Genomic DNA, 25,050 nt, shown 5'->3' with positions numbered 1-25,050 from the left:
TGCCGTGAAGACCGCCGCGCAAATGCCGCCTAGCGTGACTGCCGCTGTTGTTGCTGCGGCCTCGGCGGCGGCATGAAGAAGTTGCGCAGCCACGCCGCAAGCCGCGTGAATACGTCGTACGGCTCTTCGACGAAAATTTCCGGCTTCAGAAGCCGCAGGTACTCCATGATCTGCTGCGCTTCCTGCTTCTGGAACGAACCGTGCGAAATGCCCAGGCGCAACAGGCCGCGCAGTTCGCCGAGCTTTTCGCGCGCCGCGCTGCCGACGCTCGTCTCGCACGCGACCTTCGCCTCGTAGACCCGCTGACGCAGCGATTCGGCAAGTCGCCACGCGGGCGTCTGCATCACTTCCTCGAGCGCCTGGATATCCTGTGCCGCCGACTTGATCTGCGCGGCAAGCGGATCGATCAGCGCAGGCGCGCCATCCGCTTCCTTGACGATCGCGGCCGCCCATTCGCGGCTCTGCTTGGCCAGTTCCTCCGGCGTCCATTCGGAACGCGCAGCAAAGCCGAAACCGAACTCGTTCGCCTGCTTCATCAGGATCGCGACGACGTCCGGAAACTCCTTGTCCAGCGTGCGTTTGGCCCATGCGTACTGGCCGCCCTGCAGCATCCGCTGCACGGCGTGCTCGGTCAGCGGCACCATGTTGTCGAGGAGCTTGGCGCGCAGAAAATCCTCGAACGACGGCGTCGCGAACTGCGGGTCCAGCTTGAGCGAGACCCGCACGAACGCCTCGAAATCCTTTCGCAAGGATGCGAGCGTTTCGTCCTTGATGTGAAGGGTAATCTGACCCATTTCTTATCCCGTTTCGTCGACCGCGCGGGCGCCGTCGAGGCGTTCGTCCCTGTGCCGCCGCCCCCGTGCGCTGGCGGCACCGATGTCCGGCGCGGTTCGGCCTGGCGTGCCGGTTGTGCGTCGGCGGACGCAGCCTGGCTCGCGGGCCACGAGTGTTTATCGGCGGATTGAAAGGGAACTTGAGGGCGCGCATCGTCCGGGCAAACGGCGCGCGTACGGCGACGAGGTCACTTCAGGACGACGCCCTGCCACAGGAAGAACGCGGCGAGGCCGACGGCGATGGTCAGCAGCGGCCGGCGCGTGAGCGCGCTGACGGCGACGGCGGCGAGCGCGCCGACGAGCTGCGGGTTGCGCCAGGTCAATTCGGCTTCCGCACCATGCGGCGAGACGGCCATCGGCACGATGATCGCCGTCAGCACGGTGACGGGCACGAAGCCGAGCGCGGTGCGCACGAGCGGCGGAAACACGATGCGGTCGCCGAGCACGAACACGGCTGCGCGGATCAGCCATGTGATGACGGCCATGCCGAGAATCAGAAGCACGTAATTCATTGCGACGCCTCCGCCGTACGGGTGCGCTGCAGCGCCGGCAGCGACAGCAGCACGCCGACCGTGACGCCCGCGAATACGGCGCCCAGCAGGCCGAGCTTGTACGGCCAGCCCTGCCAGAAGAACGCAAGCGCGCCGGCCGTGGCTGCCGCAGCCAGATAACGCACGGCGACGAGTTGCGGCACGACGATCGCGATGAACGTCGCGACCATCGCGAAGTCCAGCCCGAGCGACTGCAGGCCGGGGAACGCCGCGCCGAACAGCAGGCCGACGATCGTCCAGATCTGCCAGTTGACGTACATCGACAGGCCCGAGCCCAGGAAGTAGTACGGCCCGACCGAGCCGGGCGGATGCAGCCGGTAATGCGCCCACGCGACGGCGAACACTTCGTCGGTGAGCAGGCCGCCTAGCGCCCAGCGCCAGCGCGACGGCAGATGCGACACATACGGCGCGAGCGTCGCGCTGTAGAGGACGTGGCGGGCGTTCACGACGAGCGTCGTCGCCCAGACGACGGCGTAGCTCGCATGGCCCGCAATCAGACCGAGCGCGATGAACTGCGCCGAGCCGGCGAATACGATCAGCGACATCAGTTGGCCGTGCCACAGATGCAGCGGGCCGGATGCGACGAGCGTGCCGAAGATGACGCCGAACGGCGCCGCACCGACGATCATCGGAATCGTGTCGCGCGCGCCCGCCATCAGCTCATTGAGCCGGTGAGTGGGTTGTGCTGGGTGAGTCAATCTTTTCTCCTCGATACGGCCGAGCATAGCCGCGCGAGGGGCGGGCCGGCTTGTACGTTCTTGCGCTTGAGTTTGCGTTTGCGCGTGTGTTCGGGCTTGCGTTCGTGGCGCGCGTTTCGCCTGGTTCGCGAGTCGCTTGCGGATGCGTGGTTGTCGCGCGGGATTCTAGCGATGCGAGTCGACCTTCGCGCGTTCGCGCCTTGCGCTCGCGCATGTGCGGGTATCAGGACGACTGCCAGCGGCCCGGCGGCACGCCGAACATGCGGCGAAAATGGCGCGTGAAGTGACTTTGATCGGTGAAGCCGCTCGCCGCCGCGACGTCGGCCACCAACGCGCCCGCGCGCAACGGCGCCAGCGAGCGCTGCAAACGGATCTGATTGCGCCACGCGTGCGGCGGCAGCCCCGTCGCACGCGTGAAGAGGCGGGCCGCGTGAAACGGCGACAGGCCGACAGCATCGGCCAGTTCCACGAGCTTGAGCGGCGCGGCAAGATCGCCCGTCAACTGTTCCTTCATCGTGGCGACGCGGGTATCGGCGGCGGTGGGTGGCGGAATGTCTGCGCGGGTGCGGCCGTAGCGGACGAGCAGCGTCGACAGCGCGTCGAGCATCGCCGTTTCCGCGGCGAGGGGATCGTCGTTCGATTCGAGCAACCGGTGCGCGCGAGCGAGCCGAACGGCAAGGTCCGGATCGCGGATCACGTCGGCGTCGAACCACGGCAGTGCCTGCGCGCGGCCCGCGACGTCTTCGGCGAGCGCATGGATGAAGTCGACGGGCGCGTACAGCACGCGGTAACGCCAGCCTTCGTCGATTGCACGCGAGCCGGTGTGCACTTCGCCCGGATTGATCACGGGCACGCTGCCCGCCTCGGCGACGTAATGCGAGCCTTGATACCGATAGGTCTCCGCGCCCGCTTCGATGACGGGGATCGTGTACGCATCGTGCCAGTGCGGTGTGAACTCGTGATCGTGATATTCGGCCGTGAGCAGGTCCGCGCCGGGCAAAAGCGGCGTGCGCCAGTAGCGGGCGTTATCGCGGAAGCGGGTCGAAGTCATGATCGATGTCCGGGTGGACCTGCCAGTTTACCGCGCATCGCGTGCCGCGGTCCGCTGCGTCAGCGGACGGGGATCGTCGTGCCGGCGGGCATCGGCACGGCTGTCACGCTGTTTTTCGCGCTGCCCGTCGTGACGCGGTCGCTGTAGGTCAGATAGACGAGCGTGTTGCGCTTCGTGTCGACGACCCGTACCACGTGCAGCGTCTTGAAGATCAGCGACATCCGTTCCGTGAACACGTCGGCTTGTTGCCGCAGCGGTTCGGGGATCTTGACGGCACCGACCTGACGGCACGCAATCGATGCCTCGGTCGGATCTTCGGCGATGCCCAGCGTCCCTTTGATGCCGCCCGTTCGCGCTCGCGACACATAGCAGGTGACGCCCTGCACGGCGGGATCGTCATAGGCTTCGACGACCACGCGGTCCGAGCCGGTGATATGAAAGTTCGTGTTGACGCTGGCGACTTCCTCCGCGTGCGCGAGCGGCACAGACGCGAATGTGGCGAAAGCAGCGGACGTGGCGAAGACGACGGCGCGCGCGGCTCGTGCGCAGTGCGGAGCGATTTTCATCAGGTGACCGGAAGAAATGTGAAGGCAGTCGGGGCGATTGCCCGTGAGTGCGTCATCGTAACCTGGTTGCGTGTGCTGACCGTGGCCGTAAGCGCCCGAGCGACGGACATCGGCTCCGTCGGTCGTCCGAGGAGGGCGATCGACGGGGAAGGACCGCTGAAAAACGATCGTAGAAAAAGAAAAGGCCCGCACGGATGCGGGCCTTCGAATTTTGGCTCCCCGACCTGGGCTCGAACCAGGGACCTACGGATTAACAGTCCGGCGCTCTACCGACTGAGCTATCGGGGAACAGCAATACAACGTGTCACTACATAAAAAAGCCCGTCGTGGTTAACGGGCCTTTGCAATTTTTGGCTCCCCGACCTGGGCTCGAACCAGGGACCTACGGATTAACAGTCCGGCGCTCTACCGACTGAGCTATCGGGGAACAACAACAGCAGAGAAGCGAAATTGTAGGAGGTGGAGCAGAAGCTGTCAATACCCGTGATTCATTTCAATATAATGCGACTAACCCGGGCAGGAGCGACAGGTCTGCTGCGGCCATCAACGCTCGAGCAGCGAGAGCTTATCCTTCACGTCCTTGAATTCGTCGGCTTCGGGCAGCGGCGCCTTGGTCTTCGTGATGCTCGGCCATGCCTTCGCCAGTTCGGCGTTCAACGGCGTGAAGTGCTGCTGGTCGCCAGGCACGTCTTCTTCCGCGTAGATCGCATTCACCGGGCACTCCGCAACGCACACAGCGCAGTCGATGCACTCGTCCGGGTCAATCGCGAGGAAGTTGGGACCTTCGCGAAAGCAGTCCACCGGGCACACATCGACGCAGTCGGTATAGCGGCACTTGATGCAGCTTTCGGTCACAACGTGAGTCATTCAGGCAACTCCTGCAAACGATATCTTTTGGTAGTGGGGAGATGGCAAGACGCCAAAAGCGTTATTGTAACGTAACGTCAAGTAGTGCATACGCGATCGCCGTCGGGGCTTTTATATCGTTTGGTGATTAGTTTATGGCGGGGCGGGTTTGGGTCGAACGCGCCTTGCCGCCCGCCGGCGCGTGGCGCAGTGAAGCAACGGACGGCGCGCATTCGGGTAACATGCGACAGCGTCTTCGCGAGCTCTCCCGTTTTGCGCGAGGCTCGCAGCGCACACGGCGTACGAAAATGGACGAGGGCGCACGAGGCCTGACGTCTTCCGTTTTTATGCAGTCCCGGTTTGCAAGATCATGATCATTACTTCGCTGCTCGACACCGACCTGTACAAGTTCACGATGATGCAGGTGGTCCTGCATCTCTTCCCGGCCGCCAACGTCGAATACAAGTTCCGCTGCCGCACGCCGAACGTCGACCTCGTGCCGTACGTCGACGAGATTCGCCGCGAAGTGCGCAAGCTCTGCGAGCTTCGGTTCAATGAAGGCGAACTCGACTACCTGCGCCAGATGCGCTTCATCAAGAGCGATTTCATCGACTTCCTCGCGCTCTTTCATCTGAACGAAAAGTACATTTCGATCGCGCCTTCGCCGAAAGGCAACGGGGAAATCGACATCTATATCAAGGGGCCTTGGCTGCATACGATCCTCTTCGAAATCCCCGTGCTCGCGATCGTCAACGAAGTGTATTTCCGCAACACGCAGCAGCAGCCCGACTACAGCGAAGGACGCGAGCGTCTGCGCGACAAGATCCAGCTGCTCGGCGCGCGCCCCGAGTTCGCCGACTGCAAGATCGCCGATTACGGCACGCGTCGCCGCTTCTCCGGACGCTGGCACGAAGAGGTGATCCTCACGCTCAAGGACGGGCTGCGCGAGCAGTTCGCGGGCACGAGCAACGTGTTCTATGCAATGAAGCACGGCCTCACGCCGCTCGGCACGATGGCGCACGAATACCTGCAGGCCTGCCAGGCGCTCGGTCCGCGTCTGCGCGATTCGCAGATCTACGGCTTCGAGATGTGGGCGAAGGAATATCGCGGCGACCTCGGTATCGCGTTGTCGGACGTATATGGCATGAAGGCGTTCCTCCGTGATTTCGACATGTACTTCTGCAAGCTCTTCGACGGCGCGCGCCACGATTCCGGCGACCCGTTCGACTGGGGCGAGCGCCTGATCGCTCACTACGAAGCGAACCGTTGCGACCCGCGCACGAAGGTGCTCGTGTTCTCCGACGCGCTCGACATTCCGAAGGTGCTGCAACTGTACGAACGCTTTCGCGGCCGCTGCAAGCTCGCGTTCGGCGTCGGCACGAATCTCACCAACGACCTCGGGTACAACCCGCTGCAGATCGTCATCAAGATGGTCAAGTGCAACGGCCAGCCGGTGGCGAAACTGTCGGACTCGCCGGGCAAGAACATGTGCGAAGACAAGGCGTACCTGGCCTATCTGCGTCAGGTGTTCGGCATCGAGCAGCCCGCCGAGGAAGAAGTCGGCAAGTAACGCGGCCCATTTCGTGGCTGTGTCACCAGGTGCATGCAAGCGCATGATGGCTATTGTCTGCGCTTCGTTCGAGCGCCGCCATTAGCCGTTCGGCCAGGTGTTCGCGCACAGGGTGGCCGGTATAATTCAGGGGTCAATGTGCGCAGTGCACGCGCAACCAGTTTGCGCATTCAACAAGATCGACATGATCACCGGCACGAGGATATGGCTCATGGATACATCGACCGCCCGTCGCAACATCCTGGCGCGCATTCGCGCAGCGCAAGGGCGTGAGCCCGAGCCGGTCGAGTCCGAGCGCGAGGCGGCGCAAGCGTATGTCGCAAGCCATCCGCAAGGGCCGCGTCCGCCGATTCCCGCCGATCTCGTCGCGCATTTCATTGAGCAGGCCAGGAAGATGGCGACCACCGTCGACACCGTCGAGTCGCTCTCCGACGTGCCCGCTGCCGCGCATCGCTACCTCGCCGAACTGGATCTTCCGACCCAGGCCATCGCTTGGCAGACGCTCGAAACGTTGCCGTGGGCCGGTTCCGGCATCGAAGTCGAATTCCGCAAGCCGAAGGACGAAGACCGCGTCGGTATTACGGGCTGTTTCTGCGCGACGGCTGAAACGGGAACGCTAGTGCTGCTGTCCGGGCCGCAGACGTATGCGTCGGCGGGCTTGCTGCCGGAGACGCACATTGCGATCGTGCCGGTGTCGCGCATCGTCGCCGGTCACGAAGAAGCGTTCAACCTGATCCGCAGCGAACGCGGCGAGCTGCCGCGCGCGGTCAACTTCGTCTCCGGTCCGTCGCGTACGGGCGACATCGAACAAACCATCGTGCTCGGCGCGCACGGTCCTTATCGCGTGCATGCGATTGTCGTGCGTGGCGCTTGATGTTCCGCGCACGCATGGCCGTGACGCGCGAGCAGTGACGAACCGGTTGAAGTTCGTGTGGATCGCGGGTCTGGCGCTCGCGTTCGCGCTGTCGTGGTGGCCGCTGGCGGCATCGGCGGCCACAGTGGATGGCGCATCGCTTTCCGCGTGGTGGGGCGTGCCGTTCGCGGGCATCCTGTTGTCGATCGCCATGCTCCCGCTTTTCGCGCCGAAGCTCTGGCATCACCACTACGGAAAGGTCTCGGCGGCGTGGGCCATCGCGTTCCTCGTGCCGTTCGCGTTCGCGTTCGGCTCGTCGGCGGCGCTCGGCACGTTGATCCACGCGTTGCTCGACGAATACGTGCCGTTCATCGTGCTGCTGACGGCGCTCTATACCGTCGCGGGCGGCATCTGCGTGACGGGCAACCTGCACGGCACGCCGCGACTGAATACGGCGCTGCTCGCGCTCGGCACGGCGCTCGCCAGCATCATGGGCACGACAGGCGCGGCGATGCTGCTGATCCGGCCACTGCTGCGCGCGAACGACAATCGCAAGCACGTCGTGCATGTCGTCGTGTTCTTCATCTTTCTGGTCGCGAACGTGGGCGGCTCACTGTCGCCGCTGGGCGATCCGCCGCTGTTTCTCGGCTTTCTGAACGGCGTCGGTTTCTTCTGGACGACGATCCATCTCGCGCTGCCGATGCTGTTCGTCTGTGCCGTGCTGCTAGTCGTGTTCTACGCGCTCGATTCGTACTATTTCCGGCGGCGCGAAGAACTGCTTCACGTCGATCCGTCGCCCGACACGCCGACCATCGGCATCGAAGGCAAGATCAACTTCGTGCTGCTTGCGCTGGTGATCGCGTTCGTCCTGATGAGCGGCATCTGGACGCCCGGCATAGCGTTCGATGTGGCGGGCACGCACGTCGCGTTGCAGAATGTCGTGCGCGACGGGGCGCTGATCGCGCTCACGGTGCTGTCGCTGATCGTGACGCCGCGCGCGGCGCGCGAGGGCAACGCGTTCAACTGGGCGCCCATCGAAGAGGTCGCGAAGCTGTTCGCAGGCATCTTCGTGACGATCGCGCCCGTCATTATGATGTTGCGCGCAGGCGAGGCGGGTGCGTTCAGCGGTATCGTGCATCTAGTGAACGACACGGCCGGCCAGCCGCGCGACGACATGTACTTCTGGGCGACGGGGCTGCTGTCTTCGTTTCTGGACAACGCGCCGACGTATCTCGTGTTCTTCAATCTCGCGGGCGGCGACGCGCAGACCCTGATGGCCTCGGGTGCCTCGACGCTCGCGGCCATTTCAGCGGGCGCGGTGTTCATGGGCGCGAACAGCTATATCGGCAACGCGCCGAATTTCATGGTCAAGGCGATTGCCGAATCGCGTGGCGTGCGGATGCCCAGCTTTTTCGCGTACCTCGCGTGGTCGGGGGTCGTGCTGATACCGTTGTTCATCGCGACGTCGTGGATATTCTTTTAACGCTGCGCGCGCGGACATGCGCGCGTCGCGGCCTGATACTCGGAGAATGGCAATGCAAAAGATCCTGGTTGCGCGTCCCATCTTTCCGGATGTGATCGAGCGGCTCAAGCAGCACTTCGAAGTCGACTGGAACGACGGCGACGTGCTCCCCGCCGACGAACTGAAGCGCCGGATCGCCGACAAGGACGGCGCGCTGACGGCGGGCGACATCATCGACGAGTCGGTGCTCTCCGTAGCGCCGAAACTGCGCGTGGTGTCGAACATGGCCGTCGGCTACAACAACTTCGACATGGCCGCGTTCAACGCGGCAAATGTGCTCGGCACGAACACGCCTGACGTGCTCAACGAATCGACGGCCGATTTTGGCTGGGCGCTGATGATGGCGACCGCGCGCCGTATCGCGGAATCGGAGCACTGGCTGCGCGCGGGCAAGTGGCAGAAGTGGTCGTACGACGGCTTTCTCGGCTCGGATATCCACGGCTCGACGCTCGGCGTGATCGGCATGGGGCGCATCGGGCAGGCGCTTGCGCGGCGCGCACGCGGCTTCAGCATGAACGTCATCTATCACAACCGCTCGCGTGTCGCGCCCGGGATCGAGGCCGAACTGAATGCGCAATATGTATCGAAGGAAGAGTTGCTGCGGCGCGCCGATCACGTCGTGCTCGTGCTGCCGTACACGTCGGAAAGCCATCACACGATCGGCGCTGCAGAACTCGCGCTGATGAAGCCGACCGCGACGCTCACGAACATCGCGCGCGGCGGCATTGTCGACGACGCGGCGCTCGCCGTTGCGCTGCGCGAGAAGCGCATTGGCGCTGCCGGCCTCGATGTGTTCGAAGGCGAGCCGAAGGTGAATCCGGCGTTGCTGACGGTGCCGAATGTCGTGCTGACGCCGCATATCGCGAGCGCGACGGAAGCGACGCGTCGCGCGATGGCCAATCTCGCCGCCGACAATCTGATCGCGGCGCTGGGCGTTGGTCCACGCGCGGGACGCCCGCCGAATCCGATCAACCCTGACGTGATCGGGAAGGCGCGCTCATGACGATGGTGTTGATCGCGGCTGTCGCCGTTCTGGCCGTCGCGCTGGTGATCGCGCTGGTTATGCTGATGCGCGGCAGCAATGGCGCGCATCAGCTGATGCATTTCGCCGAGCTCGGCGAGCGCCTGGAGGCGGCCTCCGCTGTGCAGGCGCGCTCGACCGAGCGGCTCGAGCGCGAATTGCGCAGTGAGATTTCCGAAACCGCGCGCGTGTCGCGCTCCGAACTGAGCGGCGGCTTTTCGCAGTTCCAGCAAACGCTCGCATCGCAGTTCACGAGCATGACGACGGTGCAGGCGGGCAAGATCGACGGCTTCGCGCAGCAACTCGTCAAGCTCACCGAGACCAACGCGCAACAGCTCGACGCCGTGCGTCAGAGCCTGCAGCAGCAGGCGCAGCAGGCGCGCGACGAACACAGCGTGACGTTGAGGCGCTTCGGCGAAACGTTGCAGCATCAACTGTCGCAGGTTACGGAAGCGAACGACCGGCGCTTCGCGGAGGTGCGCACGACCATCGAGCAGCGTCTGAAGGACATCGAGACCAACAACGCGTCGAAGCTCGAAGAAATGCGCCGCACCGTCGACGAAAAGCTGCACGCGACGCTCGAACAGCGGCTCGGTGAATCGTTCAAGCTCGTGTCCGATCGTCTCGAACAGGTGCATCGCGGGCTCGGTGAAATGCAGACGCTGGCGGCGGGCGTAGGCGATCTGAAGAAGGTTCTGACGAACGTAAAGACACGCGGCACGTGGGGCGAAGTGCAGCTTGAGGCGTTGCTCGAACAGATCCTGACCTCCGATCAGTACGCGAAAAACATCGCGACGATTCCGAAGAGCAACGATCGCGTCGAATTCGCGATCAAGCTACCAGGGCGTCAACCGTCGCCGGAAGCGGCGGCGACACCTGTGTGGCTGCCTATCGATGCGAAGTTTCCGCGTGAGGACTATGAACGTCTGATCGAAGCGCAGGAGCGTGCCGATCCCGTCGCAGTCGAAGAGGCGTCGCGCGCGCTGGAAGGGCGGATTCGCGCGGAAGCGAAGACGATTGCGGAGAAGTATGTGTCGCCTCCGCACACGACCGACTTCGCGCTCCTGTTCCTGCCGACGGAAGGGCTCTACGCGGAAATCCTCCGTCGTCCGGGGCTCAGCGATCTGTTGCAGCGCGACTATCGCGTGACGATCGCCGGACCGACCACGTTGACGGCGCTGCTGAACAGCTTGCAGATGGGTTTCCGCACGCTCGCGATCGAGAAGCGTTCGAGCGAGGTGTGGCAGGTGCTGGGCGCCGTGAAGACCGAGTTCGGCAAGTTCGGCGACGTGCTGGCGAAGACGAAGTCGCAACTCGAAACGGTCACGCGTTCGATCGAGGCGGCGGAAGTGCGCACGCGTCAGATGAACCGCAAGCTGCGCGATGTCGAGGCATTGCCCGAAGAACGGGCTGCGGGTTTGCTCGGGGACTCGCTATCCGGCGCGGATGCCGACGAGTCTTGACGGAGGTATAGGGACGGGAGGGAAAGCTGGCGAGGCATCGCCGGATCGGTTATGCCTCGCGATTTCTCAACAGCGATTTCTGATTCGCGGCTATATGCAGCGGATCAACCCGCGCTCGCCGCCAGCTGATCGAGCGCATCGCCTGTCACGCGCACGATGCGCCAGTCCGGCAACACGGTCGCGCCCATCTTCTGATAGAAATCGATGGCGGGCTGATTCCAGTCCAGCACCGACCATTCGAACCGCCCACATTGCCGCTCGACGGCTAATGCCGCCAGATGACGCAGCATCTTCGAGCCGAGTCCCGTGCCGCGCTCGGCGGGCTGCACGTACAGGTCTTCGAGATACAGGCCGCGCCGTCCGAGGAACGTCGAGTAGTTGTGGAAGAAGAGCGCGTAGCCGATGATCCTGCCGTCGCGTTCGGCGACGAGCGCTTCCGCCGAAGGCCGCGCGCCGAACAGCGCGTCGTGTACGCCTTCCTCGGTCGCGATGAACAGATGCGTGAGCTTTTCGAACTCGGCCAGTTCGCGCATCAGCGCGAGCATTGCGCCGACGTCGGCGGGTGTGGCCGCGCGGATCGTCGCTGACATCACGCTTCCTCCGGCACGTCGCTCAGATGGATTTCGATGCCGCCGAAACGCGACGCCACCCAGTTGTAGGCGTGGCACGCAATCCACAGCAGGATGAAGCCTAGAATCGCGTTGAGCAGCAGCGCGCTGAACACCGTGCTCAGTTCCACCGACCCGTAACGGATGAACGCGACCAGCACGCCGAGCAAAACGATCGGCACGCTGAACGTCAGGTACACGAGGATCAGCGCCTTTGCGGTTTGCCCCGGTGCAATGAACGAGATCTGTTTTTTCATATATGTCAAACCCGTAGTCGTATTGGATTGCGTGAAAAGCATGCCGGCCGCGCCCGCTCAGATGAGGCCGTCGAACAGCATGATGTCGACGGCGTCGCCGGGATCGAGGTCGGCCTGTTCGTGGGCCAGCACGATGAAGCAGTTCGCTTCGCTCATCGAACTGAGCACGCCGGAGCCTTGCGAGCCCGTCGGCGTGACGTGCCAGTCTCCTTGCGCGTCGCGTTCGGCGACGCCGCGCTGGAACTCGGTGCGGCCCGGCCGCTTGCGGATCGGCTGGCGGCATGCCGCGCGGATCAGCGCTGGCGCGGACACGTTCGCACCGGACATCAGCAGCAGCACTTCGCGCACGATCTGGTAGAACGTCGCCATCACCGCGACGGGATTGCCGGGCAAGCCGAAGAAGATGGCCGGCTCGCCCACGCCGGGCTTGCCGCCCGACCAGATGCGGCCGAACGCGAGTGGCCGGCCGGGGCGCATCGCGAGACTCCAGAACGCGACGTCGCCCAGCACGCGCAGCATCTGCTTTGTCAGATCCGCTTCACCGACTGAAACGCCGCCGGAGGTTATCACGACATCGGCACTTGCCGCAGCCGTACGCAACGCGTCTTCGAGGGCGGCGGGCTCGTCGCGGATCACGCCGAGATCGATGGGATCGAGATGCAGGCGCTTGAGCATCGCGAACAGCGTGTAGCGGTTGCTGTCGTAGACGCAGCCCGCATCGAGCGGCTGGCCGATCGAGCGCAGTTCGTCGCCCGTCGAAAAGAATGCGACGCGCAGGCGCCGCCGCACGGGCACCTCGCCAATGCCGAGCGACGCCAGCAACCCGAGGTCCGATGCGCGCACGATGCGGCCCGCCTTCAGCGCGACTGCGCCGCACGCGAGGTCTTCGCCCGCGAGGCGACGGTTCGCACCCGCCTTCAATGTCTGCGTGGAGAAACGGATCGCGTCGTCGTCGCGCGCGACGTTCTCTTGCGGCACGACGGTGTCGCAGCCGGGAGGCATCGTCGCGCCCGTCATCACGCGCACGCATTGCGTGGCAGCGATCTCGCCGGTGAACGGATGACCTGCGAGCGCCTTGCCCGCGACGCTCAACGCAATCTCGCTTTCCGCGCCGCTGAGCGCGGCGCTGGAGAACGCGTAGCCGTCCATCGCGGAGTTGTCGTGCGCGGGCACGTCGATGGGCGACACGATGTTCTGCGCGAGAACGCGGTTCAGCGCGTCGTGCAGCGGGACCCGTTCAATCGTGGTGACGGGCGTGGCCCATTCGCGGACGATCGCCTGTGCGGCGGATACCGGCAAGGCTTGAGCGTCGTACTGTGCGACGCAACTCGAGGTTTCGTTCAGCGTGGTCATGAAAGGGGAGCGTCGCGACGGGATGCGGTGCGGCGGCGGCCGGGCGATCGCGGCAAATGACGGCAGAAACCTTCAACGTCGTTCGAGGTCGGCAAGTTCCTGCAATGAATTGATATTGTAAAACGTGCGCTCGTCCGGAAAGGCGACTTCGACGGCCTTGTGGCGCGCGTACCACGTGCGGACCTTGCGCTCGCCCGCTTGCAGAAAGCCTTCGAGATCGTCGGCAAGTGACGTGCGCACCAGCGCGAACACGGGATGGATCGACGCATTGCCCTGGGCGTCCGTGGTCGTGACGGTGGCGATGTCGGCGTGCCGTGTGTCGAGCGCGGATGCGAGGCGTTCGGCGAGATCGTCGGGCAAGCCCGGTGTGTCGCATGGCGCCGACAGCACGAACGGCGTGCGCGCCGTGCGCAAGCCCGCGAGCAGGCCGGCGAGCGGGCCGGGAAAATCGGGCAGCGTGTCACCGATGACTTTCGCATGGAAGGGCGCGCCGAGCGCCTCGTAGCGCGGCACGTGGCGGTTCGCGCTGATCAGCAGCGGCCCCGTCTGCGGCGCGAGACGCCTCAGCACATGCAGCGCGAGCGGTTCGCCGCGCAGCGTTTGCAGGCCCTTGTCGGCGCCGCCCATGCGCATGCCGCGTCCGCCGGCGAGCAGCAGGCCTGTGATGTCGTCCCGGGAAACCGTCATGAACGTGCGCGGATTCAGCCGCCGATGTACGACATTTCGACGCGCCGTTCTTCCGCCGATGCCGCACTCGCACTGCCGCGCAATTGCGAGTAGCGGTCGCCGCGCGCGTGCCAGATGTTGGCAATGGCGGTCGCGATGCCTTCATCGCTCGTGCCGTTGCGCACGAGCGCGCGCAGGTCGTGGCCCGACGACGCGAACAGGCACAGATAGACCTTGCCTTCCGTCGAGAGCCGCGCGCGCGTGCACGTCCCGCAGAACGCACGCGTCACGCTCGAGATCACGCCGATTTCGCCTGTGCCGTCCGCGTAGCCCCAGCGTTGCGCGGTTTCGGCCGCGCTGTGCGGTTCGAGCGGCGTCAGCGGATAGTGCTCGCTGATCCGCGCGACGACTTCCGCCGACGGCAGCACTTCCGTCATGTTCCAGCCATTCGACGTGCCGACGTCCATGTATTCGATGAACCGCAGCACGGCGCCCGAGTCTTTGAAGTGCCGCGCCATCGGCACGATCTCGCCGTCGTTCGTCCCGCGCTTGACGACCATGTTGATCTTCAGCGGCGTCAGGCCGACCGATTGCGCGACGTCGATGCCTTCGAGCACGTCGCGCACCGCGAAATCCGCGTCGTTCATGCGGCGAAATAGCGCGTCGTCGAGTGCGTCGAGGCTGACGGTCACGCGATTCAGGCCGGCGTCCTTCAGGCTGCGCGCCTTGCGCGCGAGCAGCGAACCGTTCGTGGTCAGGGTGAGATCGAGCGGTTTGCCGGTCGCCGTCGTCATGCGGGCGAGGCGCTCGATCAGAAATTCGAGGTTTTTGCGCAGCAGCGGCTCGCCACCCGTCAGGCGGATTTTTTCGACGCCATGCGCGACGAAAATCGCCGCGATGCGCTCGATTTCCTCGAACGTCAGGAGCGCGCTGTGCGGCAGGAACGGATAGTCCTTGTTGAACACCGCGCGCGGCATGCAGTAGACGCAGCGGAAATTACAGCGGTCCGTCACCGAGATGCGCAGATCGCGCAGCGGGCGCGACAGCGTGTCTGTCAATTCGCCGCGCGGCACGCGAACGGGGCCGGCGACGTTCGGAACGGCACTGACATCGGCAACGGGAATGATGCGTCGGGACATGATGACGTTTCTGAAATATCAGCCTTCATTCTAGCGGAAGGCCTTATCCGACACAGTAGGGCGAACGCGCGGTCCACAGGTACGACGTGCAACAAAAAGCCCGCCTTGGAGGGCGGGCTTTTCGGGTGCCTGGCGTTGCAGCGCAGGCTGGGTCGGCGACCGCTTACTGCGGATGCTTCGCCGTTTCGACCTGCTGCATCGGCGTCGTGTCGACGGGCGGCAGCGGCTTGCGCTCGCGCGGCACGCGCGTCGGCTTGACGGTTTGCGCGGCGGCTTCCTGGGCTGCGCGCAGCTTGTCGGAGTCGGTGTTGACCCAGACGAGGCCGGCGCTTTCCAGCATCGACTTCAGCCCTTCGCTCGACAGCGCAGCCGACGCCGTGCCGTTCGTGCGGGCGCCGTGCGATTCGGCGGCCGTCGTCACGGGCGCGGCTGCTGCCGGCTGCGGCTCGGGTTGGGCCGCATGCGCGACGGGCTCGGCGACCGGTTGGGCTTCCGGCTGGGCTGCAACGGGTGCTTCGACGACCGGCTCCGTTTCCGCAGCGGGCGCGACGGGAGCAGCAGGTGTTGCTGCCACCGGCTCGGCGACAGGCTCGGCTGCGGCGGGCGCGGGCGCCTCGGCGGACGGGGCTGCCGGGGCGGTTTCATCCGGCGCAGGTGTTTCGACGGCGGGCTCGACAGGGGCGGCGGGCGCAGCTTCCTGCGGCTCGGCGGCCGTGGGTTCGGCTGCTTGCGCTTCCGGTTGTGCCTGCGGCGCAGCGGGGCTTTCATCGGCGGGCACGACGGCTTCTGCCTTCGCCGCCTTTTCGACGGCGAGCGACGGCGTTTCGGCCGACGCATGCAGTTCGCTGACCACGGCTGCACCCGTCGCGACGGCTGCCACAACGACTTCGACCGGCTTCACGGTTTCCGCCGGTTCCTGCCCGGCGGGAGCCATTGCTTGAGGCTGCGCTTCGTGACGGCCCGTGTGCTCCGGCGTGCGAACGGGAGCTTCCGCCGATGCGGCTCCTGCCGTTTCGCCTTCCGCTTCGGCCACGTCCGCTGCCGTATTCACGTTCACGCCTTCCTCGTCGCGCTCGCGACGGCCACCACGGCGACCGCGGCGACGACGACGACGCTCTTCGCCATCGCGCGCTTCCTCGACGGGGGCAGCGCCGCCCGTCAGGCCCGCTTGCGCCTGCGCGGCGACGTCCGCTTGGGCTTCGTTCTGGTTCAGCGCCTCAGCGGCTTCCTGCTGCGGCTTGCGGCGCTCTCCACGTTCCGGGCGCTCGCCACGTTCACGGCGCTCACCGCGGTCCTGGCGTTCCTGACGCTCGCCGCGCGTCGCGGTTTCGGCGGCTTCCGCGCGTTCCGCGCGCTCGTGACCGCGCTCGACGCGCTCCGGACGCGTCTCACGTGCTTCGCGGCCTTCGCGCTGTTCGCGGCCGCCACGCGGTTCACGTGCTTCGCGCGGTTCCCGTTCCTCGCGACGCTGCGACGGCTGACCCTGACGGCCTTGCGTTGCCGCGCCTTCACCACGTGCCGAGTCGCGGCCACCTGCGCCGCGACGATTACGGTTGCGGTCGCCGCCGCGCTCGCCCGTGCGCTCACCGCGCTCGGTACGCTCGGCGCGCGCCGGTTTCGCCGTCTTCTCGACGGGTGCCGGAGCCGATGCAGGCGCGGCCGGCTGCATGCCGAACAGACCCTTCAGCCAGCCGATGAAGCCGCCCGTCGCGGGCTTCATCTCGGCCGGTGCAGGGGCTGCGGGCGCCGGCGTGCGAACGGGGGCGCTCGGCGCCGGCTTCTCCGGCGTGATGCCCTTCACGGCCGCTTCCTGCTTCGGCTTCACGTCCTCTGCGCGCTTGCTGTAGCCCGTTTCCGATTCCAGTTCGCGCGCGGCTTCTTCGGCCATCTTCCACGAGGCGCGCGGATCGTCGAGGCGAGCATCGTCGTGACGCAGACGCTCGAGCTTGTAATGCGGCGTGTCGAGGTGCTTGTTCGGCACCAGCACGACGTTGACCTTGAAGCGCGACTCGATCTTGTTGATTTCCGAGCGCTTTTCGTTGAGCAGGAAGGCCGTGACTTCGACGGGCACCTGGCAGTGGATCGCCGCGGTGTTTTCCTTCATCGCTTCTTCCTGAATGATCCGCAGCACTTGCAGCGCGGACGATTCGGTGTCGCGGATGTGGCCCGTGCCATTGCAGCGCGGGCACGTCACGTGGCTGCCTTCCGACAGCGCCGGGCGCAGTCGCTGGCGCGACAGCTCCATCAAGCCGAAGCGCGAGATCTTGCCCATCTGGACGCGCGCGCGGTCGTGCTTGAGCGCGTCCTTAAGACGTTGCTCGACTTCGCGCTGGCTCTTCGCCGACTCCATATCGATGAAGTCGATCACGATCAGGCCGCCCAGGTCGCGCAGACGCAGCTGGCGAGCGACTTCATCGGCGGCTTCGAGGTTCGTGCGGGTGGCCGTTTCCTCGATGTCGGCGCCCTTGGTGGCGCGCGCCGAGTTCACGTCGATCGCGACGAGCGCTTCCGTGTGGTCGATCACGATTGCGCCGCCCGACGGCAGCGGCACCGTGCGCGAGTACGCCGTCTCGATCTGGTGCTCGATCTGGAAGCGCGAGAAAAGCGGCACGTCGTCGTGATACCGCTTCACCTTGTTGACATTGTCCGGCATCACGATGTCCATGAAGGCGCGCGCCTGATCGTGGATTTCCGTGGTGTCGATGAGAATTTCGCCGATATCCGGCTGGAAGTAGTCGCGAATCGCGCGGATGACAAGGCTCGATTCGAGGTAGATCAGCATCGGCTGACCCTGCGTGCCGCTTTGCGACGCGGCTTCGATCGCGCGCCACAGCTGCATCAGGTAGTTGAGATCCCACTGCAGCTCTTCGGCGCTGCGGCCGATACCCGCCGTGCGCGCGATGATGCTCATGCCTTCCGGCAGTTGCAGTTGCGCCATCGTTTCGCGCAGTTCCTGGCGGTCGTCGCCTTCGATCCGGCGCGAAACGCCGCCGCCGCGCGGATTGTTCGGCATCAGCACGAGGTAGCGGCCGGCGAGCGAGATGAACGTGGTGAGGGCAGCTCCCTTGTTGCCGCGTTCTTCTTTCTCAACCTGAACGATCAGTTCCTGCCCTTCCTTGAGGGCGTCCTGAATGCGCGCCGAGCGCATGTCGGTGCCTTCGCGGAAATACTGGCGGGCGACTTCCTTGAACGGGAGAAAACCGTGGCGGTCTTCACCGTAGTTGACGAAGCAGGCTTCGAGCGACGGCTCGATGCGCGTCACGATCCCCTTGTAGATATTGCCTTTGCGCTGTTCGCGCCCGGCAGTTTCGATGTCGATGTCTATGAGTTTTTGCCCATCGACGATGGCGACGCGCAGTTCTTCCTGCTGCGTCGCATTGAACAACATGCGTTTCATTGAACGGCTCCAGAGCAGCTCTGCCTGTCCGAGCCGACGGCGCGCGGGACCGAACCCGGCCAGCCGACGGCAACGGCAGCGGCATGCCGCGCCTTATTGTGTTTTCACAAGCACGCTGGAGCGGGAAAGATGGCGGGAGAATTGCCTTGAATGGGCGCCGTCCGACGGAAACTGGACGCGCTGCCGCAGGGCACATGCGAACACGGCTTCAAATAATGGCCCGACACGCCGCGGGTCCTGCAGCCGACTTGCATACGCCTTCGTCCACGTGCGCCGGCGCGCCAGCTGGGCGCGCGTCCGGACAGGTTCGAAGGCTGCGGTCTTGCCGCAGCGGGGAAGCTCGCTCACAACGCGTGCTCCGCCCGCTCGGGGTGTCTCGCCTCATTTTGACGTCGCCATGTCCCGCACTTTCTGCGGGACGCCTCGGGCGCACGCCGTATTTTCGCCACTGGCCGCTTCGCGCTAAAGGGACATCAAAGCCATCCGCTGCCGAAGCTCGCCAGTCAAATTCTTTTTGACCAAAATTCCGTTACCGACGGAGCCGACAGTGACCGAACGTGCCTGTGGGCGCCGTCCCTGCCGTGTCGTGATCCGTGCGTGCAACTTGTTGCATCTCATTTTCAGGGCGAGCAACCAGCCCCCGGCACAAGTAAAATAGCGTTTTATACGCTTGCACCTGCACAATCCACCCGCGATTCGGTTTAATGCGCCGATCCTATATAGTCGGCCGCCGCAGACTGCTGGGCAAATTATATTCAGAATGAAAGAGTTAGGCAAAACATCCCAGAAATCGGTCGCGAGCGCGGTCGCAAGCGATCAGGTGTCGATGATCGAAATCGACGACAGCGCGGCTGGCCAGCGTATCGACAACTTCTTGTTGCGCGTCTGTAAAGGCGTGCCGAAAAGCCATATTTATCGAATCCTGCGCAGCGGCGAAGTGCGGGTGAACAAGGGTCGGGTCGATGCGCAGTACCGGCTCGCTCATGGCGATCTGGTGCGCGTGCCGCCCGTGCGCGTCGCGCGGGCCGACGAGCCGGCCGTGAACGCGCCTGTGCCGTCCGCGCATTTCGACATCCTGTATGAGGACGATCACCTGCTCGTCATCGACAAGCCGGCCGGCGTCGCGGTGCACGGCGGCAGCGGCGTCGCGTTCGGCGTGATCGAGCAGTTGCGCGCCGCGCGCCCGCAGGCGAAGTTTCTGGAACTGGTGCATCGGCTGGATCGCGAAACGTCGGGCGTGCTGATGCTGGCGAAAAAACGCGCGGCGCTCGTCAATCTGCATGAGCAGATCCGCGAAAACCGGATGGACAAGCGCTACTACGCGTGCGTGCACGGCGAATGGGCGAGCGACTGGGGCCGCCGGCGGGCGGTGAAGGAGCCGCTGCACAAATATCTGCTGCCCGATGGCGAGCGGCGCGTGCGCGTGCAGCCGGACGGTTTGCCATCGCACACCATTTTCAACCTCGTCGACCGTTGGCCCGGCTACGCGTTGCTGGAGGCCGAGCTGAAAACGGGGCGGACTCATCAGATTCGCGTGCATCTGGCGCATCTGGGGCTGCCGATCGTCGGCGACGCAAAATACGGCGATTTCGCGCTGAACAAGGCGCTCGCGCGCGCCAACGCTCAACCTGGACTGAAACGCATGTTCCTGCACGCGTACCGGCTGAAGCTGACGCACCCGGCCTCGGGCGAGACACTGCAATTCGAAGCGCCTTTGCCGGCCGACTGCCGGCGCTTCGTCGAGCAGCTCGCCGAACTGGGCGCGCAACAGCGCGAGAGCCGCGGCCAATCGAAACAGCACGAAGCGCACGACGACGCGCGAGACGCGGCGCAGCGCGGACAACCACGAAACGAGACGGGAACGCATGGCTAGGCAGCAATTTGATCTGATCGTCTTCGATTGGGACGGCACGTTGATGGATTCGACCGTCCACATCACCCGCAGCATCCAGGCCGCGTGCCGCGATCTCGGCCTGCCCGTGCCCGCCGACGAAGCCGCGAGCTTCGTGATCGGCCTCGGCTTGCGCGACGCGCTGCAGATCGCTGCGCCGACGCTCGATCCGTCCGACTATCCGCGGCTCGCCGAGCGCTACCGCTTCCACTATCTGGTGAAGGATCAGACGACGGAGCTGTTTGCGGGCGTACGCGAAATGCTGGCCGATTTGCGCGATCAGGGCTATCTGCTCGCGATCGCGACGGGCAAGAGCCGCGTCGGGCTGAATCGGGCGCTGGACCAGGTGCGGCTCACGAGCCTTTTCGACGGCACGCGCTGCGCAGACGAGACGTTCTCGAAACCCCATCCCGCCATGCTGCACGAGCTGACGCGCGAACTGGGGCAGGACCCGGTGCGCACGGTCATGATCGGCGATACCACGCACGACCTGCAGATGGCCATCAATGCGGGTGTTTCGGGCATCGGCGTCACGTATGGCGCGCATCCCGCCGATTCGCTGGCGGCGCTGGAGCCGAAGTACGTCGCGGACAGCGTCGCTTCGCTGTCGGGCTGGCTGCGGGAGCATGCATGAGGGACGCCGCGCTGGAACCCGTGCGCATTTGCGCGTCCGAGGAGCTTGTCGACGGCGGCATCGGCGTCCGCCACAACGCGACGTACGCGGGCGGCGACGCCGTCGTCTTCTTCATCCGCTATGACGGCGTGGCATATGGCTACTTGAACCGTTGCGCGCACGTGCCGATGGAGATGGACTGGAGCGAGGGGCAGTTCTTCGAATCGTCCGGTTTATACTTGATGTGCGCTACGCATGGCGCAATTTACGCGCCGGAAACGGGCAAATGCGTCGGCGGTCCGTGCCGTGGCGGCAGGCTTCGCCCGGTGCAGGTCGACGAACGCGACACGCCCGAAGGCCGCGCGGTGTTCTGGCTCCCGGACGGCGATCTGCTTCCCGCATCTGCCTGATTTCCCAGCATTCTTTCCAAACCCGTTCTATCTGGCGGCGACGCATGTCCGATAATCTCACTCCCGATCCTCAGGAACCGGCCGCATCGAGCCGCGAATCCCGTCGCGGCGCAGCCGCCGACGAGCTGAACTGGGAGCGCGGCGCGCTCGAGCGGGTTGCGCTTGCCGCAATCAAGGAGCAGCGCGCGGCCCGTCGCTGGCGCATCTTCTTCAGGTTTATGTTCCTCGGCGTGCTGGTGCTCATCGTGTTGGCGATTTTCGATTTCAGCGGTGAGAAGGTCGCGACCACCGGTCGGCATACCGCGCTCATCACGCTCGACGGCGAAATCGCGGCAGACACAAACGCGAACGCGGAAGACATCGATACGGCGCTGGAAAGCGCCTTCGATGACGCGGGCACGGCAGGCATCGTCCTGCGTTGCAACAGTCCGGGCGGCAGCCCTGTGCAAGCGGGCATTATCTACCGCGATATTCGTCGACTGCGTGCTAAATATCCGTCTATTCCGCTCTATGTGGTCGTCGGCGACATGTGTGCGTCGGGTGGTTACTACGCTGCGGCCGCCGCCGACAAGATCTACGTCGACAAGGCGAGCATCGTGGGCTCGATTGGCGTGCTGATGGACGGCTTTGGCTTTACCGGGCTGATGGACAAGCTGGGCATCCAGCGCAGGATGCGCACATCCGGCGAGAACAAGGGCTTTTTCGATCCGTTCTCGCCCGATACGCCGAAGATGGACGAACATGCGCAGGCGATGCTCGATCAGATCCACGAGCAGTTCATCGACGCAGTGAAGCAGGGTCGCGGCAGCCGGCTGAAAGACAGCCCCGATATCTTCTCTGGCCTCTTCTGGACGGGCGAGAAAGGCGTCGAACTAGGCCTCGCGGACGGCTTCGGCGACACCGATTTCGTCGCGCGAGAAATCATCAAGGCCCCGGACGTCGTGGATTACACGGTGAAGGAAAGCATTACGGATCGCGTGGCGAAGAAGTTCGGCGCTGCGGTCGGCAGCGGCGCCGTGCGTGCAATGGCGACGATCGGAAAGTTGAACCTCAGATAAGGCGTCTGCATTGCGGTGGCCAGGAAGCTGGCCACATTTTCCTGGCATCAGGTTGCTAGAATCAGAAAGATCGCCGGGCGCTTATGCAGATCAGGCGCGGGCTTCTTCTTCCAGTCCGCGACAGTCCGGCTCACGATTGTTTCGCTTTCCAGTGTCAGATCGACGGCGACACAGACTAGCGTCGACGGCGCGCACGTCGCGATCAGCGCATCGAGTAGTGTGCGGTTTCGATAGGGCGTTTCGATGAAAATCTGCGTCTGCCTGGCTTTGCGCGATTGTTGCTCCAGGTCGCGCAGGCGTTTTACGCGCTCGTTGGCATCGACGGGCAGATAGCCGTGAAACGCAAAGCTCTGGCCGTTCAGTCCCGACGCCATCAGCGCCAGCAGGATGGAACTCGGCCCCACGAACGGCACGACCTTGACGCCGCGCTCATGCGCGCGCCGCACGAGCAGCGCGCCCGGATCGGCGACGGCCGGGCAACCCGCTTCTGACACCAACCCGGCGTCCGTTCCCGCCAGGACGGGGGCGAGCAGTTTGTCGATCTCGCCGGCTGGCGTGTTGACATTCAGTTCGCGGATCTCGATTTCCTGGATCGGCCGATCCGTTCCGACTTTTTTCAGGAATGCACGCGTCGTTTTCGCGTTTTCGCCGATGTAATAGTGCAGCGCTGCGGCGCGGGCCCGAACGGGCGCGGGCAGGACTGCGTCGAGCGCGGCGGCGTCGCCGTCGCCGAGCGTGTTCGGAACCAGGTAGAGCACGCCGCTCATTGTGCCTCCAGCAGCGGATAGCCTGCGGCGAGCAACATCCGCGTGAGCGCGATTAGCGGCAGGCCGATCAGCGCGGTCGGATCGTCGGATTCGATGGCTTCGAGGAGCGCGATGCCGAGGCCTTCGGCTTTTGCGCTGCCGGCGCAATCGTAGGGCTTTTCGGCGCGCAAATATGCGTCGAGCGCGGCATCCGGCAGGTCGCGAAAGCGTACGCGCGTGATCACGTCGGCGCTTTGCGTTGTGGCCGAGCGGCTGTCGAACAGGCACAGCGCGCTATGAAACAGCACTTCGCGGCCGCGCATGGCTTGCAGTTGCGCGAGCGCTCTCTCGTGCGTGCCGGGTTTGCCGATCTGATGTCCGTCATAGGTCGCGACCTGGTCGGAGCCGATGACGAGCGCCGGCTCGCCGGTGGAGAGTCCGTTGGCGACCGCGTGCGCCTTGGCTTGCGCGAGACGCAGCGCCGTCGCTTCCGGCGATTCGTCTGCGTGCGGCGTTTCGTCGATGGCGGGCACGACGATATCGAACGGAATGCGCAGTCGCTCGAGCAGTTCGCGGCGATATGGCGAACTCGACGCCAGAATCAGGCGGGGCGGGCGTTTGGGGAAATCCGGCATGCTGAAATGGGACCTCGATCTGAAGGTGAAACCGAATGCAAAAAGGCGGGCGCAAACGCCTTCGCATGGCCGGTCTTAAGTGTTTGACTCGAAAAGACAAAACGGATATGATTTTGGGCTTTTCATCGGTATGCTTTGTCGTATGGCGCGCTACGCGGACTCAAGAAGGCCGGTGAGGTCGGTGGCGACAGAAAACAAGGCATTGCGATTTACCCGGCTGAAATCCTTGCCGACGCAGGAGCGCACATGACTCAACATCCTGGCAAACCTGCTGGTCTCGTCGACCCGCGCGAACTCGACCTGTTCGAATTTGCCCGCAGTGGACGTCATGCCGCGGGTACCGTGCGCGTCTCGCAACTGCCGCGCATGTTAAACGAAGTCCCGGAGGAAGCGCCAGATCGCGATACCGCGTTCACCTGGCAAGCCGAAGGGGCGATGCAGCCGGAATTGCAGGACGACGGCACCGAGGGTCCGCAGCCGTATCTGAGGCTCGCGATTCACGGCGTCGCATGGCTCGAATGTCAGCGTTGCCTGTCTCCGTACGAGCAGGCGTTCAACGTCGATGCGACTTACCGGATCGTCAAAACCGAAGAGGAAGCTGAAGAGTTTCCTCTGGACGAGGATGAAGTCGATGTGATCGTTGGGTCACGCCAGTTCGATCTTGTCGACTTGATCGAAGAGGAATTGCTGCTTTCGTTGCCGCTCGTGCCGAAGCATGACGTCTGTCCCGAAGTGCACGAGAGCCTCGCCTCGGGTGCTAGCGGGCTAGAGGGCGAAGAGGCCGCGAAGGCAGAAGGCGAAGATGCCGACAAGGGCCAAGCCGGCGAGGGGGAAGAACCCAAGCGGCCCAATCCTTTCGCCGTGCTCGAAGGCCTGAAGTCGGGCGGAACCGGCGGCAAGAAGCACTGAACAGTTGCATGGGAGCGCGATAGAGCGCGCCGGGCGCGATGGTTTCAGCCATGTGGCCTATGGCGGTTGCCGTATCGGGCTGTGTTAGAATTCGGAAAATTTTCAGGAGTTATCATGGCAGTTCAACAAAACAAGAAGTCGCCGTCGAAGCGCGGTATGCATCGCTCGCACGATTTCCTCAACACAGCGCCGCTGGCTGTCGAGCCGAGCACGGGTGAAGTGCATCTGCGTCACCACATCAGCCCGAACGGCTACTACCGCGGCAAGAAAGTCGTCAAGACGAAAAACGACTAATCGCCCGGTATTGCGCTCAGTTGGGCTCAGTTGGGGTATCCCATGCGGGGTTCAACGCGTTGGCGTTTCGCGTGGCGATCGGCTCGCTTGACATTTTCCC

At 64.5% G+C, this 25,050-nt stretch carries 25 protein-coding genes and 2 tRNA genes; 11 read left to right on the top strand and 16 right to left on the bottom strand.

The genetic code is table 11. The annotated features are described in order from the left end of the window. Positions 1-29 precede the first annotated feature (29 nt). From AB4Y32_RS14225 to fdxA, 8 genes are all read right to left on the bottom strand, one after another. Complete coding sequence (locus AB4Y32_RS14225) at positions 30-794, bottom strand: DUF4088 family protein (protein ID WP_368721937.1); 765 nt, start codon at positions 792-794, stop codon at positions 30-32. Positions 795-1,021: 227 nt separating this feature from the next. Beyond that, complete coding sequence (locus AB4Y32_RS14220; RefSeq protein WP_368721936.1) at positions 1,022-1,345, bottom strand: AzlD domain-containing protein; 324 nt, start codon at positions 1,343-1,345, stop codon at positions 1,022-1,024. After that, positions 1,342-2,040 (bottom strand): AzlC family ABC transporter permease, encoded by a 699-nt coding sequence (locus AB4Y32_RS14215; RefSeq protein ID WP_368722128.1) that lies wholly within the window; start codon positions 2,038-2,040, stop codon positions 1,342-1,344. Before AB4Y32_RS14215 ends, AB4Y32_RS14220 begins: the two co-directional genes overlap by 4 nt. 265 nt (positions 2,041-2,305) lie before the next feature. Beyond that, positions 2,306-3,133, bottom strand: coding sequence for an AraC family transcriptional regulator (locus tag AB4Y32_RS14210; RefSeq protein ID WP_368721935.1), 828 nt, complete (start codon positions 3,131-3,133; stop codon positions 2,306-2,308). Positions 3,134-3,192: 59 nt separating this feature from the next. Beyond that, positions 3,193-3,699, bottom strand: a complete 507-nt coding sequence (locus AB4Y32_RS14205) for a CreA family protein (protein ID WP_368721934.1) — start codon at positions 3,697-3,699, stop codon at positions 3,193-3,195. 212 nt (positions 3,700-3,911) lie between these two features. Next, positions 3,912-3,987, bottom strand: a tRNA-Asn gene (locus tag AB4Y32_RS14200). Positions 3,988-4,050: 63 nt separating this feature from the next. Further along, a tRNA-Asn gene (locus tag AB4Y32_RS14195) sits at positions 4,051-4,126 on the bottom strand. Between the two features lie 116 nt (positions 4,127-4,242). Continuing rightward, positions 4,243-4,566, bottom strand: coding sequence for a ferredoxin FdxA (fdxA, locus tag AB4Y32_RS14190; RefSeq protein WP_087733530.1), 324 nt, complete (start codon positions 4,564-4,566; stop codon positions 4,243-4,245). Between the two features lie 349 nt (positions 4,567-4,915). Here fdxA and pncB point away from each other — a divergent pair, with 349 nt between their 5' ends. The 5 genes from pncB to AB4Y32_RS14165 all read left to right on the top strand — a co-directional run bounded on the left by pncB (position 4,916) and on the right by AB4Y32_RS14165 (position 10,974). Then, complete coding sequence (gene pncB, locus AB4Y32_RS14185; RefSeq protein ID WP_368721933.1) at positions 4,916-6,115, top strand: nicotinate phosphoribosyltransferase; 1,200 nt, start codon at positions 4,916-4,918, stop codon at positions 6,113-6,115. Between the two features lie 211 nt (positions 6,116-6,326). Continuing rightward, positions 6,327-6,989, top strand: a complete 663-nt coding sequence (locus AB4Y32_RS14180) for a lactate utilization protein C (protein ID WP_368721932.1) — start codon at positions 6,327-6,329, stop codon at positions 6,987-6,989. Beyond that, positions 6,964-8,451 (top strand): sodium:proton antiporter, encoded by a 1,488-nt coding sequence (locus AB4Y32_RS14175; protein WP_439899785.1) that lies wholly within the window; start codon positions 6,964-6,966, stop codon positions 8,449-8,451. The genes AB4Y32_RS14180 and AB4Y32_RS14175 overlap by 26 nt, the downstream gene beginning before the upstream one ends. Positions 8,452-8,503: 52 nt before the next feature. Continuing rightward, positions 8,504-9,493 (top strand): 2-hydroxyacid dehydrogenase, encoded by a 990-nt coding sequence (locus AB4Y32_RS14170; protein WP_368721931.1) that lies wholly within the window; start codon positions 8,504-8,506, stop codon positions 9,491-9,493. Further along, a complete protein-coding gene (locus AB4Y32_RS14165) occupies positions 9,490-10,974 on the top strand; it encodes a DNA recombination protein RmuC (RefSeq protein WP_368721930.1) in 1,485 nt (494 codons plus the stop codon). The genes AB4Y32_RS14170 and AB4Y32_RS14165 overlap by 4 nt, the downstream gene beginning before the upstream one ends. A 104-nt stretch (positions 10,975-11,078) precedes the next feature. Here AB4Y32_RS14165 and AB4Y32_RS14160 read toward each other — a convergent pair whose 3' ends face one another. The 6 genes from AB4Y32_RS14160 to AB4Y32_RS14135 form a co-directional block, all read right to left on the bottom strand. Next, entirely contained in the window at positions 11,079-11,564 is a 486-nt protein-coding gene (locus tag AB4Y32_RS14160) for an N-acetyltransferase family protein (protein ID WP_368721929.1), read from the bottom strand. After that, positions 11,564-11,839 (bottom strand): hypothetical protein, encoded by a 276-nt coding sequence (locus AB4Y32_RS14155; RefSeq protein ID WP_017774653.1) that lies wholly within the window; start codon positions 11,837-11,839, stop codon positions 11,564-11,566. The genes AB4Y32_RS14160 and AB4Y32_RS14155 overlap by 1 nt, the downstream gene beginning before the upstream one ends. Positions 11,840-11,896: 57 nt before the next feature. Further along, complete coding sequence (gene moeA, locus AB4Y32_RS14150) at positions 11,897-13,192, bottom strand: molybdopterin molybdotransferase MoeA (protein WP_368721928.1); 1,296 nt, start codon at positions 13,190-13,192, stop codon at positions 11,897-11,899. A gap of 72 nt (positions 13,193-13,264) precedes the next feature. Continuing rightward, positions 13,265-13,879 carry a molybdenum cofactor guanylyltransferase MobA gene (mobA, locus tag AB4Y32_RS14145; protein WP_368721927.1) on the bottom strand — a complete coding sequence of 205 codons (615 nt, stop codon included), beginning with the start codon at positions 13,877-13,879 and terminating at the stop codon, positions 13,265-13,267. 14 nt (positions 13,880-13,893) lie between these two features. After that, positions 13,894-14,997, bottom strand: coding sequence for a GTP 3',8-cyclase MoaA (gene moaA / locus AB4Y32_RS14140; protein WP_368721926.1), 1,104 nt, complete (start codon positions 14,995-14,997; stop codon positions 13,894-13,896). 163 nt (positions 14,998-15,160) lie between these two features. Continuing rightward, positions 15,161-18,394: a ribonuclease E/G gene (locus AB4Y32_RS14135; RefSeq protein WP_368721925.1), complete on the bottom strand. Its 3,234-nt coding sequence runs from the start codon at positions 18,392-18,394 to the stop codon at positions 15,161-15,163. 760 nt (positions 18,395-19,154) lie between these two features. Between AB4Y32_RS14135 and AB4Y32_RS14130 the strand changes: the two genes are divergently transcribed. From AB4Y32_RS14130 to AB4Y32_RS14115, 4 genes are read left to right on the top strand one after another with little or no spacing between them, the layout of a single operon-like run. Next, positions 19,155-20,267: an RluA family pseudouridine synthase gene (locus AB4Y32_RS14130; RefSeq protein ID WP_368721924.1), complete on the top strand. Its 1,113-nt coding sequence runs from the start codon at positions 19,155-19,157 to the stop codon at positions 20,265-20,267. Continuing rightward, a complete protein-coding gene (locus tag AB4Y32_RS14125) occupies positions 20,260-20,919 on the top strand; it encodes an HAD-IA family hydrolase (RefSeq protein ID WP_368721923.1) in 660 nt (219 codons plus the stop codon). The genes AB4Y32_RS14130 and AB4Y32_RS14125 overlap by 8 nt, the downstream gene beginning before the upstream one ends. Further along, positions 20,916-21,308, top strand: a complete 393-nt coding sequence (locus AB4Y32_RS14120; protein ID WP_368721922.1) for a Rieske (2Fe-2S) protein — start codon at positions 20,916-20,918, stop codon at positions 21,306-21,308. The genes AB4Y32_RS14125 and AB4Y32_RS14120 overlap by 4 nt, the downstream gene beginning before the upstream one ends. A 44-nt stretch (positions 21,309-21,352) precedes the next feature. Further along, positions 21,353-22,366: a S49 family peptidase gene (locus AB4Y32_RS14115; protein WP_368722126.1), complete on the top strand. Its 1,014-nt coding sequence runs from the start codon at positions 21,353-21,355 to the stop codon at positions 22,364-22,366. A gap of 47 nt (positions 22,367-22,413) precedes the next feature. Here AB4Y32_RS14115 and AB4Y32_RS14110 read toward each other — a convergent pair whose 3' ends face one another. Together AB4Y32_RS14110 and AB4Y32_RS14105 are read right to left on the bottom strand one after the other, a co-directional pair. Beyond that, positions 22,414-23,133: an SAM-dependent methyltransferase gene (locus AB4Y32_RS14110; RefSeq protein ID WP_368721921.1), complete on the bottom strand. Its 720-nt coding sequence runs from the start codon at positions 23,131-23,133 to the stop codon at positions 22,414-22,416. Then, the gene (locus AB4Y32_RS14105; RefSeq protein WP_368721920.1) at positions 23,130-23,747 is read right to left on the bottom strand and encodes a Maf-like protein; all 618 of its coding nucleotides are present in this window, start codon (positions 23,745-23,747) and stop codon (positions 23,130-23,132) included. Before AB4Y32_RS14105 ends, AB4Y32_RS14110 begins: the two co-directional genes overlap by 4 nt. Positions 23,748-23,993: 246 nt before the next feature. Here AB4Y32_RS14105 and AB4Y32_RS14100 point away from each other — a divergent pair, with 246 nt between their 5' ends. Together AB4Y32_RS14100 and rpmF are read left to right on the top strand one after the other, a co-directional pair. Continuing rightward, positions 23,994-24,656: a YceD family protein gene (locus tag AB4Y32_RS14100; RefSeq protein WP_368721919.1), complete on the top strand. Its 663-nt coding sequence runs from the start codon at positions 23,994-23,996 to the stop codon at positions 24,654-24,656. A 114-nt stretch (positions 24,657-24,770) separates the two neighbouring features. Further along, positions 24,771-24,950: a 50S ribosomal protein L32 gene (gene rpmF / locus AB4Y32_RS14095; RefSeq protein ID WP_219799365.1), complete on the top strand. Its 180-nt coding sequence runs from the start codon at positions 24,771-24,773 to the stop codon at positions 24,948-24,950. The last annotated feature ends 100 nt before the right edge of the window (positions 24,951-25,050 follow it).

It is taken from the genome of Paraburkholderia phymatum, assembly GCF_040965635.1.
In the GTDB taxonomy this organism is placed as follows: Bacteria; Pseudomonadota; Gammaproteobacteria; order Burkholderiales; family Burkholderiaceae; genus Paraburkholderia; species Paraburkholderia phymatum_B.
The sequence above is the reverse complement of the archived record's forward strand: the minus strand, read 5'-3'. Positions and strand labels throughout refer to the sequence as shown.

What these genes read in the sequence shown, in the direction of transcription:
- AB4Y32_RS14225 (WP_368721937.1), bottom strand. Translation starts at nt 794, where the DNA reads ATGGGTCAGATTACCCTTCACATCAAGGACGAAACGCTCGCATCCTTG.
- AB4Y32_RS14220 (WP_368721936.1), bottom strand. Translation starts at nt 1,345, where the DNA reads ATGAATTACGTGCTTCTGATTCTCGGCATGGCCGTCATCACATGGCTG.
- AB4Y32_RS14215 (WP_368722128.1), bottom strand. Translation starts at nt 2,040, where the DNA reads ATGGCGGGCGCGCGCGACACGATTCCGATGATCGTCGGTGCGGCGCCG.
- AB4Y32_RS14210 (WP_368721935.1), bottom strand. Translation starts at nt 3,133, where the DNA reads ATGACTTCGACCCGCTTCCGCGATAACGCCCGCTACTGGCGCACGCCG.
- AB4Y32_RS14205 (WP_368721934.1), bottom strand. Translation starts at nt 3,699, where the DNA reads ATGAAAATCGCTCCGCACTGCGCACGAGCCGCGCGCGCCGTCGTCTTC.
- fdxA (WP_087733530.1), bottom strand. Translation starts at nt 4,566, where the DNA reads ATGACTCACGTTGTGACCGAAAGCTGCATCAAGTGCCGCTATACCGAC.
- pncB (WP_368721933.1), top strand. Translation starts at nt 4,916, where the DNA reads ATGATCATTACTTCGCTGCTCGACACCGACCTGTACAAGTTCACGATG.
- AB4Y32_RS14180 (WP_368721932.1), top strand. Translation starts at nt 6,327, where the DNA reads ATGGATACATCGACCGCCCGTCGCAACATCCTGGCGCGCATTCGCGCA.
- AB4Y32_RS14175 (WP_439899785.1), top strand. Translation starts at nt 6,964, where the DNA reads ATGCGATTGTCGTGCGTGGCGCTTGATGTTCCGCGCACGCATGGCCGT.
- AB4Y32_RS14170 (WP_368721931.1), top strand. Translation starts at nt 8,504, where the DNA reads ATGCAAAAGATCCTGGTTGCGCGTCCCATCTTTCCGGATGTGATCGAG.
- AB4Y32_RS14165 (WP_368721930.1), top strand. Translation starts at nt 9,490, where the DNA reads ATGACGATGGTGTTGATCGCGGCTGTCGCCGTTCTGGCCGTCGCGCTG.
- AB4Y32_RS14160 (WP_368721929.1), bottom strand. Translation starts at nt 11,564, where the DNA reads ATGTCAGCGACGATCCGCGCGGCCACACCCGCCGACGTCGGCGCAATG.
- AB4Y32_RS14155 (WP_017774653.1), bottom strand. Translation starts at nt 11,839, where the DNA reads ATGAAAAAACAGATCTCGTTCATTGCACCGGGGCAAACCGCAAAGGCG.
- moeA (WP_368721928.1), bottom strand. Translation starts at nt 13,192, where the DNA reads ATGACCACGCTGAACGAAACCTCGAGTTGCGTCGCACAGTACGACGCT.
- mobA (WP_368721927.1), bottom strand. Translation starts at nt 13,879, where the DNA reads ATGACGGTTTCCCGGGACGACATCACAGGCCTGCTGCTCGCCGGCGGA.
- moaA (WP_368721926.1), bottom strand. Translation starts at nt 14,997, where the DNA reads ATGTCCCGACGCATCATTCCCGTTGCCGATGTCAGTGCCGTTCCGAAC.
- AB4Y32_RS14135 (WP_368721925.1), bottom strand. Translation starts at nt 18,394, where the DNA reads ATGAAACGCATGTTGTTCAATGCGACGCAGCAGGAAGAACTGCGCGTC.
- AB4Y32_RS14130 (WP_368721924.1), top strand. Translation starts at nt 19,155, where the DNA reads ATGAAAGAGTTAGGCAAAACATCCCAGAAATCGGTCGCGAGCGCGGTC.
- AB4Y32_RS14125 (WP_368721923.1), top strand. Translation starts at nt 20,260, where the DNA reads ATGGCTAGGCAGCAATTTGATCTGATCGTCTTCGATTGGGACGGCACG.
- AB4Y32_RS14120 (WP_368721922.1), top strand. Translation starts at nt 20,916, where the DNA reads ATGAGGGACGCCGCGCTGGAACCCGTGCGCATTTGCGCGTCCGAGGAG.
- AB4Y32_RS14115 (WP_368722126.1), top strand. Translation starts at nt 21,353, where the DNA reads ATGTCCGATAATCTCACTCCCGATCCTCAGGAACCGGCCGCATCGAGC.
- AB4Y32_RS14110 (WP_368721921.1), bottom strand. Translation starts at nt 23,133, where the DNA reads ATGAGCGGCGTGCTCTACCTGGTTCCGAACACGCTCGGCGACGGCGAC.
- AB4Y32_RS14105 (WP_368721920.1), bottom strand. Translation starts at nt 23,747, where the DNA reads ATGCCGGATTTCCCCAAACGCCCGCCCCGCCTGATTCTGGCGTCGAGT.
- AB4Y32_RS14100 (WP_368721919.1), top strand. Translation starts at nt 23,994, where the DNA reads ATGACTCAACATCCTGGCAAACCTGCTGGTCTCGTCGACCCGCGCGAA.
- rpmF (WP_219799365.1), top strand. Translation starts at nt 24,771, where the DNA reads ATGGCAGTTCAACAAAACAAGAAGTCGCCGTCGAAGCGCGGTATGCAT.